The 16,633-nt window shown below is 67.7% G+C and carries 14 protein-coding genes and 1 other annotated feature; of the genes, 7 read left to right on the top strand and 7 right to left on the bottom strand.

All coding sequences use genetic code 11. The annotated features are described in order from the left end of the window. Positions 1–143 precede the first annotated feature (143 nt). The 7 genes from MGN01_RS10075 to msuE all read right to left on the bottom strand — a co-directional run bounded on the left by MGN01_RS10075 (position 144) and on the right by msuE (position 6,696). Positions 144–1,103, bottom strand: a complete 960-nt coding sequence (locus MGN01_RS10075) for an aliphatic sulfonate ABC transporter substrate-binding protein (protein ID WP_147046482.1) — start codon at positions 1,101–1,103, stop codon at positions 144–146. 12 nt (positions 1,104–1,115) lie between these two features. Continuing rightward, the gene (locus tag MGN01_RS10070) at positions 1,116–2,096 is read right to left on the bottom strand and encodes a sulfonate ABC transporter substrate-binding protein (RefSeq protein WP_147046481.1); all 981 of its coding nucleotides are present in this window, start codon (positions 2,094–2,096) and stop codon (positions 1,116–1,118) included. Between the two features lie 181 nt (positions 2,097–2,277). Then, the gene (ssuD, locus tag MGN01_RS10060) at positions 2,278–3,453 is read right to left on the bottom strand and encodes an FMNH2-dependent alkanesulfonate monooxygenase (RefSeq protein ID WP_147046480.1); all 1,176 of its coding nucleotides are present in this window, start codon (positions 3,451–3,453) and stop codon (positions 2,278–2,280) included. 28 nt (positions 3,454–3,481) lie between these two features. Beyond that, a complete protein-coding gene (locus MGN01_RS10055; RefSeq protein ID WP_147046479.1) occupies positions 3,482–4,291 on the bottom strand; it encodes an ATP-binding cassette domain-containing protein in 810 nt (269 codons plus the stop codon). A 9-nt stretch (positions 4,292–4,300) separates the two neighbouring features. After that, the gene (locus tag MGN01_RS10050; RefSeq protein ID WP_147046478.1) at positions 4,301–5,146 is read right to left on the bottom strand and encodes an ABC transporter permease subunit; all 846 of its coding nucleotides are present in this window, start codon (positions 5,144–5,146) and stop codon (positions 4,301–4,303) included. A 4-nt stretch (positions 5,147–5,150) separates the two neighbouring features. Then, positions 5,151–6,125, bottom strand: coding sequence for an aliphatic sulfonate ABC transporter substrate-binding protein (locus MGN01_RS10045; RefSeq protein ID WP_373319203.1), 975 nt, complete (start codon positions 6,123–6,125; stop codon positions 5,151–5,153). Between the two features lie 4 nt (positions 6,126–6,129). Continuing rightward, on the bottom strand, positions 6,130–6,696 hold the full coding sequence (gene msuE / locus MGN01_RS10040; protein ID WP_147046477.1) for an FMN reductase: 567 nt from the start codon (positions 6,694–6,696) through the stop codon (positions 6,130–6,132). A gap of 602 nt (positions 6,697–7,298) precedes the next feature. On the opposite strand from msuE, the gene MGN01_RS10035 reads away from it, so the two are divergent. The 7 genes from MGN01_RS10035 (at position 7,299) to MGN01_RS10005 (ending at position 16,474) form a co-directional block, all read left to right on the top strand. After that, a complete protein-coding gene (locus MGN01_RS10035) occupies positions 7,299–9,491 on the top strand; it encodes a TonB-dependent siderophore receptor (RefSeq protein WP_238258277.1) in 2,193 nt (730 codons plus the stop codon). A 150-nt stretch (positions 9,492–9,641) separates the two neighbouring features. Continuing rightward, positions 9,642–9,697: a sequence feature (sul1 is cis-regulatory element that is thought to sense ions involved in sulfur or methionine metabolism; They are found in Alphaproteobacteria), on the top strand. A gap of 63 nt (positions 9,698–9,760) precedes the next feature. Next, on the top strand, positions 9,761–11,245 hold the full coding sequence (locus tag MGN01_RS10030) for a SulP family inorganic anion transporter (protein WP_170245926.1): 1,485 nt from the start codon (positions 9,761–9,763) through the stop codon (positions 11,243–11,245). 136 nt (positions 11,246–11,381) lie between these two features. Continuing rightward, entirely contained in the window at positions 11,382–12,644 is a 1,263-nt protein-coding gene (locus MGN01_RS10025) for an MFS transporter (protein ID WP_147046475.1), read from the top strand. A gap of 130 nt (positions 12,645–12,774) precedes the next feature. Next, positions 12,775–13,017: a ferredoxin gene (locus tag MGN01_RS10020; protein ID WP_147046474.1), complete on the top strand. Its 243-nt coding sequence runs from the start codon at positions 12,775–12,777 to the stop codon at positions 13,015–13,017. Next, a complete protein-coding gene (locus tag MGN01_RS10015) occupies positions 13,014–14,303 on the top strand; it encodes an NAD(P)/FAD-dependent oxidoreductase (protein ID WP_147046473.1) in 1,290 nt (429 codons plus the stop codon). The genes MGN01_RS10020 and MGN01_RS10015 overlap by 4 nt, the downstream gene beginning before the upstream one ends. A gap of 11 nt (positions 14,304–14,314) precedes the next feature. Further along, positions 14,315–15,553, top strand: a complete 1,239-nt coding sequence (locus MGN01_RS10010) for a cytochrome P450 (RefSeq protein ID WP_147046472.1) — start codon at positions 14,315–14,317, stop codon at positions 15,551–15,553. A gap of 618 nt (positions 15,554–16,171) precedes the next feature. Beyond that, positions 16,172–16,474, top strand: coding sequence for a hypothetical protein (locus MGN01_RS10005; protein ID WP_147046471.1), 303 nt, complete (start codon positions 16,172–16,174; stop codon positions 16,472–16,474). Positions 16,475–16,633 lie beyond the last annotated feature (159 nt).

Genomic DNA, 16,633 nt, shown 5'->3' with positions numbered 1-16,633 from the left:
TCGGGGGCAATGGGTGCCTCAATCGATCGTGGGGGTGTCTAAGTCGTTCCGCGCAGCTTGGCAAGCCGTTGATTGCGGGATTGCGGAAGGTTCGTCGAGAGGACTGTCGCGCCCTGATGCGGGAGCGCGACAGTCCGTTCTCGCTAGCGGGTCGGCGGCTCCCAGACGGCGAGGAGGGAGGCGTCGACCGGGCGCGGCAGCAGGGCCTCGGCGCGGAAGGCATCCGCAATCTTCTGCTGCTCGGACAGGCCATCGCGCGTGACCGGCTCGACCTTGTAGCTGCGGCGGTCGTTGGCCTGACGCACGATGGGCGCCTCGATCTTCCAGAGTGCGGAGAGGCGTGTCGCGGCCTCGTCCGGATGCGCTTTCACCCAGTCGCCGGTCTCGCGCAGCTTGGCGAAGAGCACGGCGAGCACATCGGGATGGCGCTTCGCGTAGTCGTCGCCGGCCAGATAATAGCGCTTGTAAAGCGAGAGGCCGGTGCCATCCTTCAGCACGCGGGCGCCGGATTGAGCCTGTGCCGCCGAGAGGAACGGGTCCCAGGCGACCCAGGCATCGACGCTCCCGCCGGCCAAGGCGCTGCGGCCGTCGGCCGGGGTCAGATAGGCCGGGGTGATGCTCTTGAAGGAGAGCCCCTCGCCAGCGAGCACAGCGAGCAGCAGGTAGTGGCTGCCGGCGCCCTTGGTGACGGCAACCTTGCGGCCTTTGAGATCGGCGATGCTCTTCACTGGAGAGTCGCCCGACACGAGGATGGCCTGCGCGCTCGGCGAGGCGGCCTCCTGGGCGACGTAGGTGATTTTCGCGCCCGCAGCCTGCGCGAAGATGGGCACGGTGTCGGCGACATCCGCGGAAACGTCGATCTGGCCGACATTCAGCGCCTCCATGATCGGCAGGCCACTGGTGAATTCGTGCCAACTGACGGTGATCTTCGAGGGCGCCAGCGCCTTCTCCAGCGTCTGGTCCTGCCGCAGCAGCGAGATCAGGGTCGAGGAGCGTTGATAGCCGATGCGCAGCACGCCGCCCTCCTCCGCATGCGCCGGAAGCGGAGTGGCGAGAAGGGCGAGCGCGAAGCTGGCAAGATGGAGGATGCGACGGCGGTTCATGTGGGTCTCGGATCAGGTGCCGGGCTTGCGCACGGCGTCGGTGACAGTGAGGGCCTTGGGGATCAGGCCGAGGCCGTGGAAGGTGTCGGCGATGCGCTGCTGCTCGGCGATCACCGGCTCATCCAGCGGCCGCACGCCATAGCCCTGCCGCTTCAGCGCGACAGCGAGGACTGGCGCCGGGATGCCGACGGACGGGGCGAGTTCGCGGGCGACCGCGTCGGTGTTGTCCTTGGCCCAGCTGTCCACCTCGCCGATCGCCGCGATCACCGTGTCGAGGACCGAGCCGCTCTTCGCCGCGAAACTCCGCGTCGCGAAGTAGAACTGGTGGTTCGGCACGAGGCCGCTGCCGTCCGCGAGGGTGCGGGCGCTGGTCGAGACCTCGGCGGCAGCGAGGTAGGGATCCCAGATCACCCAGGCGTCGACGGCGCCGCGCTCGAAGGCGGCGCGCGCATCGGCGGGGGCAAGATAGACAGGCGTGATGTCGGCGAGCGAGAGCCCGGCCCTCTCGAGGGCGCGCACGAGCAGGTAGTGCACGTTCGAGCCCTTGTTCAGCGCGACCTTCTTGCCGCGCAGATCGGCGACGGTCTGCAGCGTGCTCGCCTTCGGCACAAGGATGGCCTCACCGCGCGGTGCGGGTGGCTCGTGCGCCACGTAGGTGAGAGCGTCGCCCGCGGCCTGGGCGAAGATCGGCGGCGTCTCGCCGGCCGTGCCGAAATCGATCGCGCCGGCGTTGAGCGCTTCGAGCAGCGGCGGGCCGGACGGGAATTCCGACCAGACCACATCGTAGCCGAGCGCCTTGAGCTTCGGCTCCAGGCTGGCCCTGCCCTTCAACAGAACGAGCGTGCCGTATTTCTGGTAGCCGATGCGGATCGTCTTCTCGTCGGCATGCACGGCAAAGGTCGATGCGAGCATGAAGGCGAGGGCGGCGAGCAGCGCGCAGCCTTGCAGGAGAACCGCCGAGGACAGTGAACGCTGAGCAGTGACGGCAGGCATCGGCGGCTTCCCTTCCTGGATCGAGGCACCGGCCCCCGCCCAAACCTCATCCTGAGGTGCTGCGCAGCAGCCTCGAGAGAGGTCTGTGGGGAGCGCGGTGCATTCTGGAGGACTCCTTTGAGGCCCCCGCTTCGCTTCGGCACCTCAGGATGAGGTGAGGTGACGGGACGAGTGGCCCCTCTCAGTGCGCAGCGATGCGCCGGGTCGGCACGATGTCGTTGGCGATGACCTCGCCGAACGGGCCGTTGTTCGGAGCGCCTGAGCGCGGGGCGCCGGTGGTCGCGCGCAGCGGCAGCTTCGGGAAGACTAGCTCGGCGAAGCGGTAGGCTTCCTCAAGATGCGGGTAGCCGGACAGGATGAACCGATCGATCCCGAGATCGATGTATTCCTTCATCCGGTCAGCGACCTGATCGGCTGAGCCGACGAGCGCCGTCCCGGCCCCTCCCCTGACGAGGCCGACGCCGGCCCAGAGGTTCGGCGAGACGACGAGCTTGTTCCGGTCGCCGCCATGGAGCGCCATCATCCGGTTCTGGCCGACGGAATCCTGGCGCTTCAGGGTCTCCTGCGCCTGGGCGATGGTGGCGTCGTCGAGCCGCGAGATCAGCCGGTCGGCAGCCTCCCAGGCCTCGCCCTCGGTTTCGCGCACGATGACGTGCAGCCGGATGCCGTAGGAGAATGTCTTTCCACGTTTCTCTGCCGCCTCTCGTGCGCGGGCAATCTTCTCCGCGACGCCGGCCTGGGGCTCACCCCAGGTGAGGTAGACCTCGCAATGATCGGCCGCGACCTCGATGCCCGCGGGCGAGGAACCGCCGAAATAGAGCGGCGGATACGGGTCCTGAACCGGGCGGAAGATGACGCGGCCGTTCTCGGTCTTGAGGTGCTTGCCCTCGAAATTCACGGTCTCGCCGGCCATCAAGCCGCGCCAGATGGTGAGGAACTCGTCCGTGACCTCGTAGCGCTCGTCATGAGCGAGGAAGACGCCGTCGCCTTTCAGCTCGACGGGGTCGCCGCCGGTGACGACGTTGATCAGGAGGCGCCCGCCCGAGATTCGGTCCAGCGTCGCGGCCATGCGCGCGGCGACGGAGGGCTCCTGCAGGCCCGGGCGCACGGCCACGAGAAAGCGTAGGCGCTTGGTCAGGGGGGCGAGCGCCGAGGCGACGACCCAGGAATCCTCGCAGGAGCGGCCGGTGGGCAGCAACACACCGTAATAGCCGAGATCGTCCGAGGCCTGCGCGATCTGGCGCAGGTAGTCGAGGGAGACGTCGCGGGCGCCTTCCGAGGCGCCGAGATAGCGGCCGTCGCCGTGGGTCGGCAGGAACCAGAGGACGTCGGTCTTGCCGTCGGTGGATGCGGTCATTGGTGTCTCCGAATGCGGTGGCGCGGCTTCAGGAGCGCGCGAGAAGCTGGTCGAGGATGCGGCCTTCAAGGGCCGCGAGATCGGGGTCGCCACGGCGGCGCGGACGGGGTGTATCCACGTCCACGTCGAGCGCGATCGCTCCGTCCTCGATCACGAGGATCCGGTCGGCGAGGGCCACGGCCTCGCCGACGTCGTGGGTTACGAGGATCGCGGTGAAGCCCTGCTCGGCCCAGATCCGCTCGATCATCGCCTGCATGTCGATGCGGGTGAGCGCGTCGAGCGCCCCGAGCGGCTCGTCGAGGGCGAGCAGGGCCGGCCGGCTGACGAGCGCACGCGCGAGCGCGACACGCTGGCGCTGGCCGCCCGACAGCGTCGCTGGCCAATCGCCGGCCTTGGCCGAGAGACCGACCTCGTCGAGGGTGGCGCGAGCGAGCGCGCGACGCTCCGCCCGGCTGCCCTCGCGGCCGAGCCCGACCGCGACGTTGTCGACGACACGCGCCCAGGGCAGCAGACGCGGCTCCTGGAACATGATTTTTCGGGTTTGCCCATTGGCCCTGCCCTCTCTGCCATCGACGGCGAGGTGGCCAGAGGTCGGCTGTTCGAGGCCGAGGATCAGGCGCAGCAGGGTGCTCTTGCCACAGCCGGAGCGACCGACGATCGCTACGAACTGGCCGGCCGGGATGTGCAGGTCTAGCCCGCGGATGACAGGCCCTCCTGCGTCGAACGCCTTGGTGAGGCGCCGTAAGGTCACCGAGAGCGCGCGGCCGGCGGCGGGGCGCACAGGTGCGCGCGCCGTGGCGGCGACGTCCTTGTAGAGGGGAGCGGCAGTAGCGGTCATGGGTGCGGCTCAGGCGTTGCGGTAGGCCGGGTTCCAGGAGAGGCAGTGCCGCTCCAGGAGCCGGGTCAGGCTGTCGGCGACCTTGCCGAGCAGCGCGTAGATTAGGATCGCCAGCACCACGACGTCGACGAGCATGAACTCGCGCGCCTGCATGGCCATGTAGCCGAGGCCGGAATTGGCAGCGATCGTCTCGGCGACGATGAGCGTCAGCCACATGATGCCGAGCCCATAGCGCAGGCCGACGAAGATCGACGGCAGAGCCCCTGGCAGCACCACGCGCCAAAAAAGTTCGCGGCGGGTCATGCCGTAGACCCGGCCCATCTCGATGAGCTGAGGATCCACCGAGCGGATGCCGTGCAGGGTGTTGGCGTAGATCGGGAAAAAGACGCCGAGCGCCACGAGGAAGAGCTTGGCGCCCTCGTCGATGCCGAACCACAGTATCACCAGTGGGATCAGCGACAGATGGGGCACGTTGCGCACCATCTGCAGCGTCGTGTCGGTGAGTTTTTCGGAGAGCTTCGAGAGGCCGTTGGCGAGGCCGAAGGCGAGCCCGATGCCGCCGCCCATCAGGAAGCCGGCCAGGGCGCGCAGGAAGCTGACCCAGAGGTTGACCCAGAGCTCGCCGGTCTGCGCCGCCTGCCAGCCTGCCCGGGCAACGTCGAGGGGGGCCGGCATGAACCGGGTCGAGACCAGCCCGAATGAGGCGGCACCCTGCCAGCCTAGGATGATCGCGGCCGGCACGAGCCAGGGCACCAGTCGGCTCGGGTCGAGCCAAGCGGAGGGGCGTTGCGCCGGACGGCGCTCCGGCCGTGTCGCGGCGATCCGTGTGAAGGCGATAAGAGCGGAATCGGCCATGCGGCTACCCGTTGCTGCGCGCGACGCCGGGCGGCGTCCAGACGATGTCGGCGACGCGGACCGACCGCGGGATGATCTTGAGGGCGTGGAAGCGGTCGGCGATGCGCTGCTGCTCGGCCGTGACCTCAGGGCTCATCGGCGCAATCACGTACTTGATGCGTCCGACGGTGCGCTCCGTCGCCGGCAGCGGCACGCCGGTGATCCGCGACAGGCTCTGGGCGACCTGACCGCGGTTTGCTTCGCACCAGGTGGCGACGCCGCCGAGCGCCTCGATCGTCCCCGCGACACGCTCAGGATGAGCATCGACGGTGCCACGGTTCGCCAGGAAGAAGTTGTTCGTCGGCGTGATCTCGGAGGCTTGCGCTAGGATGCGCACGCCCTCCCCCGTCTCGGCGATGGCGAAATATGGATCCCAGACGGTCCAGGCATCGACGGCGCCGCGCGCGAAGGCCGCCGCGCCGTCGGCCGGGGCCAAAGTCACCGGTTCGATGTCGCCGTAGCTGAGGCCGGCCTTCTCCAGGGCGGCGATGATGAAGTTGTGCGCACTCGACCCCTTGGCGAAGGCGACGTGCTTACCCTTCAGGTCCGCCAGTGTCTGGATCGTCGAGCCCTTCGGCAGCAGGATCGCGGAGCCGGATCCGCCCTTCGGCTGCGCGGCGGCGTAGACGAGGTTCGCCTTCGCGGCCTGCGCGAAGATCGGGGGGGCGTCGCCGGTCTGGCCAAAATCGACGCTGCCGAGGCTCAGCGCTTCGAGCAGGGGCGGCCCGAAAGAGAATTCGACCCAGCTCACGCCGACACCGAGTGCCTGCAGCCGCGCCTCAATCGCGGCCTGCTCCTTGGCGACGGCCAGGATGCCGTTCCGCTGGTAGCCGATGCGGAAGACGGCGCCTTCCCCGGCTCGCGAGACGCGGGACGACAGCGACGCGGCTGCAGCGAGGCCCCCGGTGAGAGCAAGGCGTCGGGTGATCATCGGGCGCATGGCTCTATTCGGCGGCCGCAATCCGCGGATTGCTCCGCCGAAGGTCGAGATCGAGCAGCACGTCGAGTTCGGCCGCGGCGCGGGCGACGCGCTCCAGCACGATTCCGTCTGTGACCCGGCCGTCCACGATCTCGGCATCGCCGGCATAAACCGAGGTCGGCACGGTCTGAGCCGAGAAGAAGCCGAAGAGCGGTCGCAGCGCGTGCTCGACGATGAGGGCGTGGCGCGGTCCTCCGCCGGTCGCCGCGAGCACCACCGGCTTGCCGATCAGCGCGTCGGGATGCACGAAGTCGATGATGTGCTTGAACAATCCGCTATAGGCGCCCTTGTAGACGGGCGAGCCGACGATGAGCGCGTCGGCTCCTTCGATCGCCTCGACGATGCGGGCCGCGGGCAACGGCAGGGCCTCGCGGCTCGCTACGGCGATGCCCTGCCCGGCATCGACGAGATCATAGATCTTGAGATCGACCTTACGCAGGCGCGCGACTTCACCAGCCACGGCCTCCACGAGCGCACGGGTGCGCGAAGGGCGATGGGTGTTGCCGGAGAAGGCGATGATGCGGACGGGCATCAGTGAGCATCCAGTTGAGCGAAAAAGCGAGCCGGTGGCGGCCGCGACTTTATCTGTGGTTGTGTCGAGCCAAGCGCTTTCGACAGCGCTCGGTACGAGTGCCACGAGAGCCGGCCCGATGAGCGTTTGCGGAAGATCGTGGCGATCGAAATAGAGAGCGTCTCTGAACCCAAAGAGGTCATCGCTGAGACAAACAATATTGTGGTGCGACTTGCGTGGTCAATGAACTGATCTTGCTTTGTGCGCCGCAGCACTGCAAGAAAACTATCGTACAAACGGCCATCCGGAGAAGATTTGTTCCTGGCCGTGCGGCTGGCGCTTCTGTTGCAGAACCATCACGTAGTGGAAATTCAACTTCTGGCTGGTATTGTTGTGCACATGCGCTCCGCCTAAGGCTAAGTATCAAAATACTGATCTAAATCAGTAACTTAGCATAATTCTAAAAAGCAACGTCCCGGATGCGGAGCGCCGCGCTTCCGAACCCGGACGGCCGCCGGCACAGTGGGGTTTTCATGAGTGCGCGATTGACCACCACATCGTCCGGCCAAGGCCGGCATCGCGGGGTCTCATCCTGGCTGACGCTGCTCGCCGGGGTGAGCACAATGATCATCACCCAGGCGAGCGCGCAGGGTGCCGCGACCGGCAGCGCCACACGCCTCGATGAGATCTCGGTCGAGGGACAGGGCGGAGGGCCACGCGTCGACAGCGGCGGACAAGGCCGCACTGCCGGCACGATCAGCCGTCCCGGCGCCGATGGCCGCGTCCCGCGTGAAGACCCGAAGGGCCCGATCGACGGCTATGTCGCCACACGTTCGTCGACGGCGACGAAGACCGACACGCCGCTGATCGAGACGCCACAGGCGATCACGGTCATTGGGCAAAAGCAGATCCAGGCCCAGGGCGCGCAGACGCTGACCCAAGCAACCCAGTACACCGCCGGTATCTATTCCGGGGTCTCGGGTGCCGATCAGCGCGTCGACTTCTTCACGCTGCGTGGCTTCGTCGCCAGCGACTACGGCATCTACAAGGACGGCCTGCAACTCCTGAATTACGGCTTCGGCACCTTCCGTACCGAGACCTTCGGCCTGGAGCGTATCGAAGTGCTGCGCGGACCTTCCGCCGTGCTGTTCGGTGCGGGCAACCCGGGCGGTATCGTCAACCAAGTCACCAAGCGCCCGACCACGACTCCTTTCGGCTTTGTCGAGGTTGGCGGCGGCTCCTTCGGCCAGGTCTATGGCGCCTTCGACTTCGGCGGCCCGGCCGACGATTCCGGCCACTGGTTCTACCGCCTGACCGGCATCGGCCGCACCGGCGGCACGCAGGTCGACGGCGTGCCGGCCGACAACTACTACATCGCGCCGGCCATCACCTATAAGCCGGACGGCGCAACCAGCTTCACAGTGCTGACGAGCTACCAGCGCGATTCTACCGGTGTGACCTCGCTGTTCCTGCCCTATTCCGGAACGGTGCGTCCCAATGCGAGCGGCTTCCGCATCCCGCGGTCGTTGAACATCGGTGATCCGACCTTCAACAACTTCCAGCGTGAGCAGGCCTATGCCGGCTACGAATTCGAGCATGCGGTGGACGACGTCTGGACCGTGCGCCAGAACTTCCGCTTCTCATTCAGCGACGGCTACCAGAACTCATATATCGGCCAGCTCGGCTATGCCGACGCGGCGCAGACCCAACTCCTGCGCAGCCAGTTCGGCTTCAACGAGCGTGTTGCCCTGTTCCAAGTCGACAACCAGGCCGAGGCCAGGTTCTCTGACGGCTGGTTCCGTCACGATGTGATCTTCGGTCTCGACTACAAGAACTACACCGGCAACGACAACCAGGGTTTCGCCGGCGGTCCGACGCTCAACCTGCTCGCACCCGTCTTCGGCCCGGCGCGCAGCCAGGCGGCCCCTTACATCATTCGTGACTACCACTTCGAGCAGCTCGGCCTCTACGCGCAGGATCAGATCAAATTGACCGACCGGCTCAGCTTGATTGGCGGCCTGCGCCAGGACTTCGCGAGCAATGCGACCGACGTGCGCTTCAGCGCCTTCGGCGTCACGCCGGCCAAGCGCGACGACAACGCGCTGACGGGGCGCATCGCGGCTCTCTACAACTTCGACTTCGGCTTCGCGCCATATGTGGCTTACTCGACCTCGTTCCAGCCGCAGATCGGCCAGGATGCGCTCAACAACTTCCAGTCCTTCAAGCCAGATCGGGGTGAGCAGGTCGAGGTCGGCATGCGGTTCGAGCCCGTCGGCCAAGGCTATTCGCTGCAGGTAGCGGCGTTTGACCTCGTGCGCGACAATCCAACCTTCAACATCCCGGGAACCTTCAACCAGACGCAGCTTGGGAGCGTCCGCTCGCGCGGCATCGAGGCCCAGTTCGTCGGTAATCTGTTCGACGGGCTGAATGTCGTGGCGGCCGTCACGCATTACGATCTCGAATACATCAAGAGTCAGGCGCCCGGCCTCGTCGGGAAGACTCCGACCGGTGTCCCGGAAACCTTCGCCTCGGCTTTCCTCGATTACACGGTACCCACCGGCGACCTTCGCGGCTTCGGCCTCGGTGGCGGCGTGCGCTATGTCGGCGGTTCCTGGGCGGACCAGCTGAACACGCTGAAGGTGCCGGAATACATCCTGTTCGACGCCACCGTGCACTACACCTGGGATCGCTGGCGCGCCGCGATCACTGCCGCGAATATCGGCGATAAACGGTTCGTCACGGGCTGCCAGGATCCGAACAACTGCTATTACGGCGAGGCACGCCGCATCGTGGGAAGCCTCAGCTACCGCTGGTAACGACGGCGCTTCGGTTCCCATCGACGCGACAGGCCCCGCCCGACCCGGGCGGGGTTTTTCTTTGTGGTGGGGTTGAGCGGTCATGCATGGGGGGAAGACCCAGCCCTTATTGCGTTGCAGCAACCTTTGCCCGTAAGGAGGCCGCATTCGCCTGGACCCGGTGCAAGCCCGGGTGGCTCTTCCGGCCGCCGATCCGCCGGATCACGCATTCGAGACATTCCTGATCTGTGCGCGGGACGCACAGAGGCTGATCTCCTGCGGACTTTTTTATGCTGCCATCGTCAACGACATCCGCGCGCACGTGGTTCTCCAATCTCCGCGGCGACACCCTGTCCGGCATCGTCGTCGCGCTGGCCTTGATCCCTGAAGCCATCGGCTTCTCGGTGATCGCCGGGGTCGACCCGAAGGTCGGTCTCTACGCCTCTGTCGTGATCGCCTGCACCATCGCGTTCGCTGGTGGCCGCCCGGCGATGATCTCGGCGGCGACTGCCGCCACTGCTGTGGTGATGGTCGATCTGGTGCGTGAGCATGGCGTGCAGTACCTTTTCGCTGCTACCATCCTGATGGGCCTGCTGCAGATCCTTGCCGGCCTGCTGAAGCTCGGCCGGCTGATGCGCTTCGTCTCGCAGTCGGTGATGACCGGCTTCGTCAACGCCTTGGCAATCCTCATCTTTCTGGCGCAGCTGCCGGAGCTGACGCATGTCCCGCCGGCCACCTACGGCCTGATCGCGCTCGGCCTCGCCATCATTTACGGCTTCCCGAGGATCACCCGCGCCGTGCCGTCTCCGCTCGTCGCGATCATAACCCTGACGCTCACCACTGCCATCTTCCACCTCGATGTCCGCACCGTCGCCCATCTCGGCGCCCTGCCCTCCACACTGCCGAGCTTCGCGCTGCCGCAAGTGCCGCTGACTTTCGAGACCCTGCGCATCCTGCTGCCCTACGCCGCGACCCTCGCTGCCGTCGGCCTGCTCGAGAGCCTGCTCACCGCGCAGATCGTCGATGACATGACCGACACGACGAGTTCGAAGAACCGCGAATGCGCGGGCCAGGGCGTGGCCAACATCGCCTCCGCCCTCTTCGGCGGCATGGGCGGCTGCGCGATGATCGGCCAGTCGGTGATCAACGTCTCGTCGGGGGCGCGCGGACGGCTCTCGACCCTGGTGGCCGGCAGCTTCCTGCTGGTGCTGCTCGTGGCGCTGCAGGATCTCCTCGCCGTGGTGCCGGTGGCGGCGCTGACGGCGGTGATGATCATGGTCTCGCTGAACACCTTCTCGTGGCGCTCGATCGCGGCCCTGCGCACCAACCCCCTGCCCTCCTCTGCCGTGATGCTGGCAACCGTCCTGGTGGTGGTCGCGACCCGCGACCTCGCCATCGGCGTGCTCGTCGGAGTGCTGCTCTCGGGAGTGTTCTTCGCCGGCAAGGTGCCGCGGCTGAACACGGTGAAGTCGAGCCTGTCTCCGGATGGCAAGACCCGGACCTACCGGGTCGCCGGCCAGGTCTTCTTCGCCTCGGCCCGCACCTTCGCGGATGCGGTCGACGTGCTGGAGCCGGTGGAGCGCATCGTCATCGACGTCCACGCCGCGCATTTCTGGGACATCTCGGCAGTGGCGGCCCTCGACCGCGTTGTGCTGAAGGCCCGTGCGCGCGGCCGCAAGGTCGATGTCGTCGGGCTCAACGAGGCCAGCGCGACGCTGGTCGAACGCCATGCCATGCACGACAAGACGGCATCGCCAGCGCTTTCGGCGCACTGAGTGATGTCGGTTCCCCTTCCCCGACGCGTTCTGCTTCGCTGCAGGCGTCCGGGAAGCGGGCAGCGGTTCCGGTGGCAAAGCGGTCTTCGCTCTGTCACCAGGGCCCGTTCCACCCTGGCTTCGCGAAACAGAAACCATGACCGATGCCCTGATGCGCAAGGTGTCCTGGCGGCTGCTGCCGTTCCTGATGCTCTGCTACTTCGTGGCCTATCTCGACCGGGTGAATGTCGGCTTCGCGGCTCTCACCATGAACCGCGATCTCGGTCTCTCTGCCGAGGCCTACGGATTCGGGGCGGGCATCTTCTTCTTCGGCTATTTCTTGTTCGAGGTGCCGAGCAACGTCATCCTGGAGCGGGTGGGCGCCCGCACCTGGATCGCGCGGATCATGATTTCCTGGGCGGTGATCTCGGCCTCCACGGCCTTCGTCACCGGCGAACGGTCCTTCGTCCTGGTGCGCTTCCTGCTCGGGCTGGCCGAGGCGGGGTTCTTCCCGGGCATCATCCTGTACCTGACCTACTGGTACCCCTCCCAGCGGCGCGCCGGCATCGTCGGCACCTTCATGATGGCGGTGCCGGTCTCAGCTGCGATCGGCTCACCGCTCTCGGCCTGGATCATGGCGGCAGCGGATGGCGCCCACGGCCTCGCCGGCTGGCAATGGCTCTACCTGCTGGAGGCGGCGCCGAGCCTGCTGCTCGGCCTCGCCGTGCCCTTCGTTCTCACTGACCGGCCGGAGGCGGCGTCCTGGCTCACCCCGGCCGAGCGCAGCGCGCTCGCCTGCGAGATCGAGCGCGACCGGCAGGCGATCCGGCGTCCGGCGCTCGGCCTGGGGCAGGCGCTGGTCCATCCGCAGGTGCTCGCCCTCGCCCTCGTGTATCTCGGCCTCAGTGCCGGCCTGTACGGGGTCGGCCTATGGCTGCCGCAGATCGTGAGGGGGTTCGGGCTCTCGACGCTTGAGACCGGCTTCGTCACCGCGATCCCGTATCTCGTCGCGGCCGCCGGCATGGTGGCCTGGACGCGAATGTCGGACAGGCGCGGCGAGCGCATCCGGCACGTCGCCTTCCCGGCCTTCGCGGGAGGCCTGGCGCTTGCCGTCTCGGGGCAGACGGCTGCGTCGGCGCCGGCCATGGCGCTCCTGAGCCTCGCCACGCTCGGCGTTTTCTGCGCGCTCCCGACGTTCTGGACCCTGCCGACCGCCCTGCTCTCCGGCAGCGCTGCGGCCGGCGGGATTGCGCTGATCAACGCCGTCGGCGGCCTCGGCGGCTTCATCGGGCCGTATCTCGTCGGCTGGATCAAGGATGCCACCGGGCGCTTCGACCTCGCGCTCGCGGCCATCGCGGCGCTGATGATTGCCGCCGGCCTGCTGACGCTGGTTCTCGGACGGACGATGCGCCGCGGCTGAGCGCCGCTCGACGATGGGAGCGAATCGAGGACTGCCGCGTTCGTTGCCAGATGTGCCGGGCGCGAACCGCCAAGGCTCGCCTCCGGCCTGGCCGGTCCGTTCCCTCACTTCATCGCCCAGCCCGCCCCGCATGACCGAACCCAACCGAGCCGGCTCCCTTCGGGTCGTGGTCGACCTCAACCGCTGCCAGGGCTACGCGCAGTGCTGCTACGCGGCGCCCGAGCAGTTCGCGCTGCGCGGCCACGAGATCCTGTTCTACGATCCGATGCCGCCGGCCGAGAAGCGCGCGGAGGTGGTGCGCGCGGTCCAGGCCTGTCCCGTCCGGGCGATCAGCGTCGATGTCGAGGGCCTCGACCCCAGGGCGGCGTTTTGAGCGCTGCGGAGGCTGGCATCTTCGTCGTCGGGGCCTCCCTCGCCGGACTTCGCGGGGCGGAGGCCCTGCGGCGGCAGGGTTATGCCGGCCCCCTCACCCTCGTCGGTGACGAGCCCCACCTTCCCTACGACCGGCCCCCGCTCTCCAAGCATGTGCTGTCGGGAGAGCTCGACGCCGACGGCACCGCCCTGCCCCATCTCGTCGCGCTCGACGCGCAGTGGCGGCTCGGCTCCAAGGCCGTCGGCCTCGATCGCGTGGCCAAGCGGCTTCGCCTCGCCAGCGGCGACGAGTTGGCCTACGACCGGCTGCTCATCGCCACCGGGGCCCAGGCCCGGCCCTGGCCTGCCACGGACGGGCCCCTGCCCTCTGGCATCCACACCCTGCGCGGTCGCGACGATGCCGCCGCCCTGCGCTCGGCGCTCGCCGTGGGCCCGAACCGGGTGCTGATCATCGGCGGCGGCCTGATCGGCTGCGAGGCCGCCTCCTCCTGCCGCGACCTCGGGCTGCCCGTAACCGTCGCCGACCCCAATCCGACGCCGCTCGCCCGCGTTCTCGGCTCGTCGATCGGCGCCGTCATCACCGAACGCATGCAGGCGGCCGGCGTCGACTTCCGGGCCGGCACTCAGGTCGAAGGCTTCGAGGCAGACGCGGCAGGCCGCGTCTGCAAGGCGCGGTTCGCCAAGGGTGGCGAGATCGAGACGAACCTCGTCATCGTGGCGCTTGGCGCGACGCGCGATACCGCCTGGCTCGAGGCGGCGGGCCTGATGGCCGACGAGACGGGCCTCGCCTGCGACGGCGCCTGTCGCGCCCTCGATGCCCGCGGCCGCCCGGCGCCGGGGATCTACGCCGCGGGCGACGTCGCGCGCACGCCGATTCCGCTCTATGGCGGCCGCTCTCTCGCCTTCGAGCACTGGGGCAATGCCACCGCCCAGGCCGGCCATGCCGCACGCAACATGCTGGCGGCCGAGGACGACCAGCGTGAGTACCACCACCTGCCCTCGTTCTGGTCGAGCCAATTCGGGGTCAACATCAAGTGCGTAGGGCTGGCCGAGGGCGCGGACACGGTTGCCGTGGTGCAGGGCTCACGCGCCGCGCACCGCTTTCTCGCCGTCTACGGCCGCGAGGGGCGCACCATCGCTGCCGTGTCCTTCGATGAGGCGCGCTGGCTGCCGGCCTATGCCGAACGGATCGAGGCCGGCGCCGCCTTTCCGCCAATCCTCGGCGCCACCGATCAATCCATCAAGGATACCGGGCCACCGGGTTTTCCCGAGCCGCGCTCCCGCTGAGAACCCGCGCCATGTCAGACGACACGCTCTTCGCCGAGGTCACCGACCAGGCCAACCGGGCCAATCCCTACCCACTCTACCACCGGCTGCGCGAAAAACCTGTCTCGCGCCAGCGCGACGGCACCTACGTGGTGAGCAGCCACGCCGCGATCCGCAGCCTGATGTTCGATCCGCGCCTGAGCTCGGAGGACCTGCCGCCCTCGCAGCGTCCCCCGACCGGCAACCCGTTCAAGGACTGGATCGTCAACCCGATCAAGAATCACATCGTGAACACGCACCGGCCGCTGATCTTTCGCGATCCGCCCGACCACGACACCCTGCGCGGCATCGTGATGGAGCAGTTCACGATACCCCGGGTGCGTGGCGTGCACCGTGGGGTCGAGGACATCGTCGGCGAACTGATCGACAGGCTGCGGGACCGTGACGAACTCTGCCTCGTCGAGAATTTCTCCTACCCGCTGCCAGTGATGGTGATCTGCCGGCTGCTCGGCGTGCCGGAGGAGGACGAGCAACAGTTCCAGGAATGGGCGAGCCAACTCGCGACGGCGCTGGAGCCGGATGCCCGCGGCGACGATGAGACACGCCAGGCCACCGCGGCCGCCTTCGACGCGATCGCCGACTATATGAGCGGATTGATCCGCGAGAAGCGCCGGCACCCTGCCGACGACATGCTCAGCGGGCTCGCCAACCCCGAGCGCGGCAGGCCCGCCATGGGTGATGCCGACCTGATCGCCACCTCTGTGCTGCTGCTGGTGGCCGGGCACGAAACCACGGTGAATCTCATCACCAACGGGATGCTCACTCTGCTGCGGCACCCGGACGAACTGGAGCGACTGCGCCGGGACCCGGAGCGCGCCCCTCGCCTCATCGAGGAGCTCTTGCGTTACGAGCCGCCGGTCCATTTCCGGACGCGCAAGGCACTCGACGATATCGCGGTGGCCGGCACCGTCATCCCGAAGGATGCGCCGATCGTGCTGCTCTTCGCCGCCGGCAGCCGGGACCCGGCGAGGTTCGCGAATCCGGACAGGTTCGATCCCGATCGCGAGGACAACCAGCATTTCGGCTTCGGCGGTGGTCTGCATTACTGCCTCGGCGCACCGCTGGCGCGGATCGAGACGGAGATCGCCCTCGTGGCGCTGAGTCGCCGGCTCAAGGCGCCGCGCCTGCTCGCCGACCCGCCGCCCTATCGGACGGGCGCTTCGCTACGTGGCCCGGAAAAGCTTCGGATCGGTATCGGGGGGATCGCGTAGAGCCTCTGGCAGCCCAAACCTCTGGACGGGAACCACGTTCTGCCGAGGCGGCCGGTCTCCGACCGCTCGCAGAAGATGCGCGTCACCCTGTGGACAACCATCACGGACAAGCTTTTGCCCTGTTTCGGGCGTGGCATGGCGTCTCGAGACCACACAGGAGGCGGACATGGTGATCCTGAATCCGCTCACGGGCGAACTGGTCGAGGTTCCTGCGCCTCCGGCCAAGCCGAAGCAGTTCTAGACCCCTCGCGGCGGCAGACCCCGCCGCGAACCGGGCGCGCCGGCATCGCGAGCCGGCGGCCAGTTGGGTGACGTGGCCGTGCCGGCGCCGGCCGGGCCGCGTTCGCTGCGACGCTCGGCCAGACAGTGAGGGCGTGCCGACCGGCTACTCCGCCACGGCGATGATGATCATCGGCATGGCGAAGCCATGCGCCCGCATGGCGTGCTGAACGATCGCGCGCCGGCTCGGCCGGCCAAGCTGGGTGGACGATAGCGACCTGCCGCGCTCACTTTGCACCGCGACCGTCCTATGGATTCGGTCGGGGCTTGCGCAGAACCTTGATTTTGCCCTGGAGAGATGGGTGGTAGGGCACTCTGATCGCAGCATCGAGGCGCAGCATGATCGACGCAGGCATACGGACGATCACGAAAGTGCTTCAGATTGCGGCATTGGTCGCCGTGACCGCGCCGGTCGCCCCAAGATCAGCGAGTGCTGCCTGCATATGCACTTGCGTCTCCGGCACGGCCCGGAACATCTGCACCAACGCGTTCGACATCCAGCCAATCTGCAGCAAGATCTGCCCGGTCTCGGTCGCTCCCCCGGGAGCGCCGCAGAACAATCCGGATTTGGAAAGCCTCGCATCCAGTTCCGGTAAGACGGGTCCGAACGACAAGTTCTTCGTCGACGGCAAGAGCCAGTAGCGCTGCCGATCAGGACGCGGCGGTATCGGTTCAGGGATAAAGAAACCCGCCCCAGCATTCGGTCACAACGCGAACCGCATCCTGCGCCATCCCGGCTCGGGCTCGTGTGCGCTGACCGGTCCTAGCCGCCCAGCGCACGGAAGAACGCCTGCCGCGCTC

The sequence above is a fragment of the Methylobacterium gnaphalii genome, from assembly GCF_007992215.1.
Taxonomy (GTDB): Bacteria; Pseudomonadota; Alphaproteobacteria; order Rhizobiales; family Beijerinckiaceae; genus Methylobacterium; species Methylobacterium gnaphalii.
The sequence above is the reverse complement of the archived record's forward strand: the minus strand, read 5'-3'. Positions and strand labels throughout refer to the sequence as shown.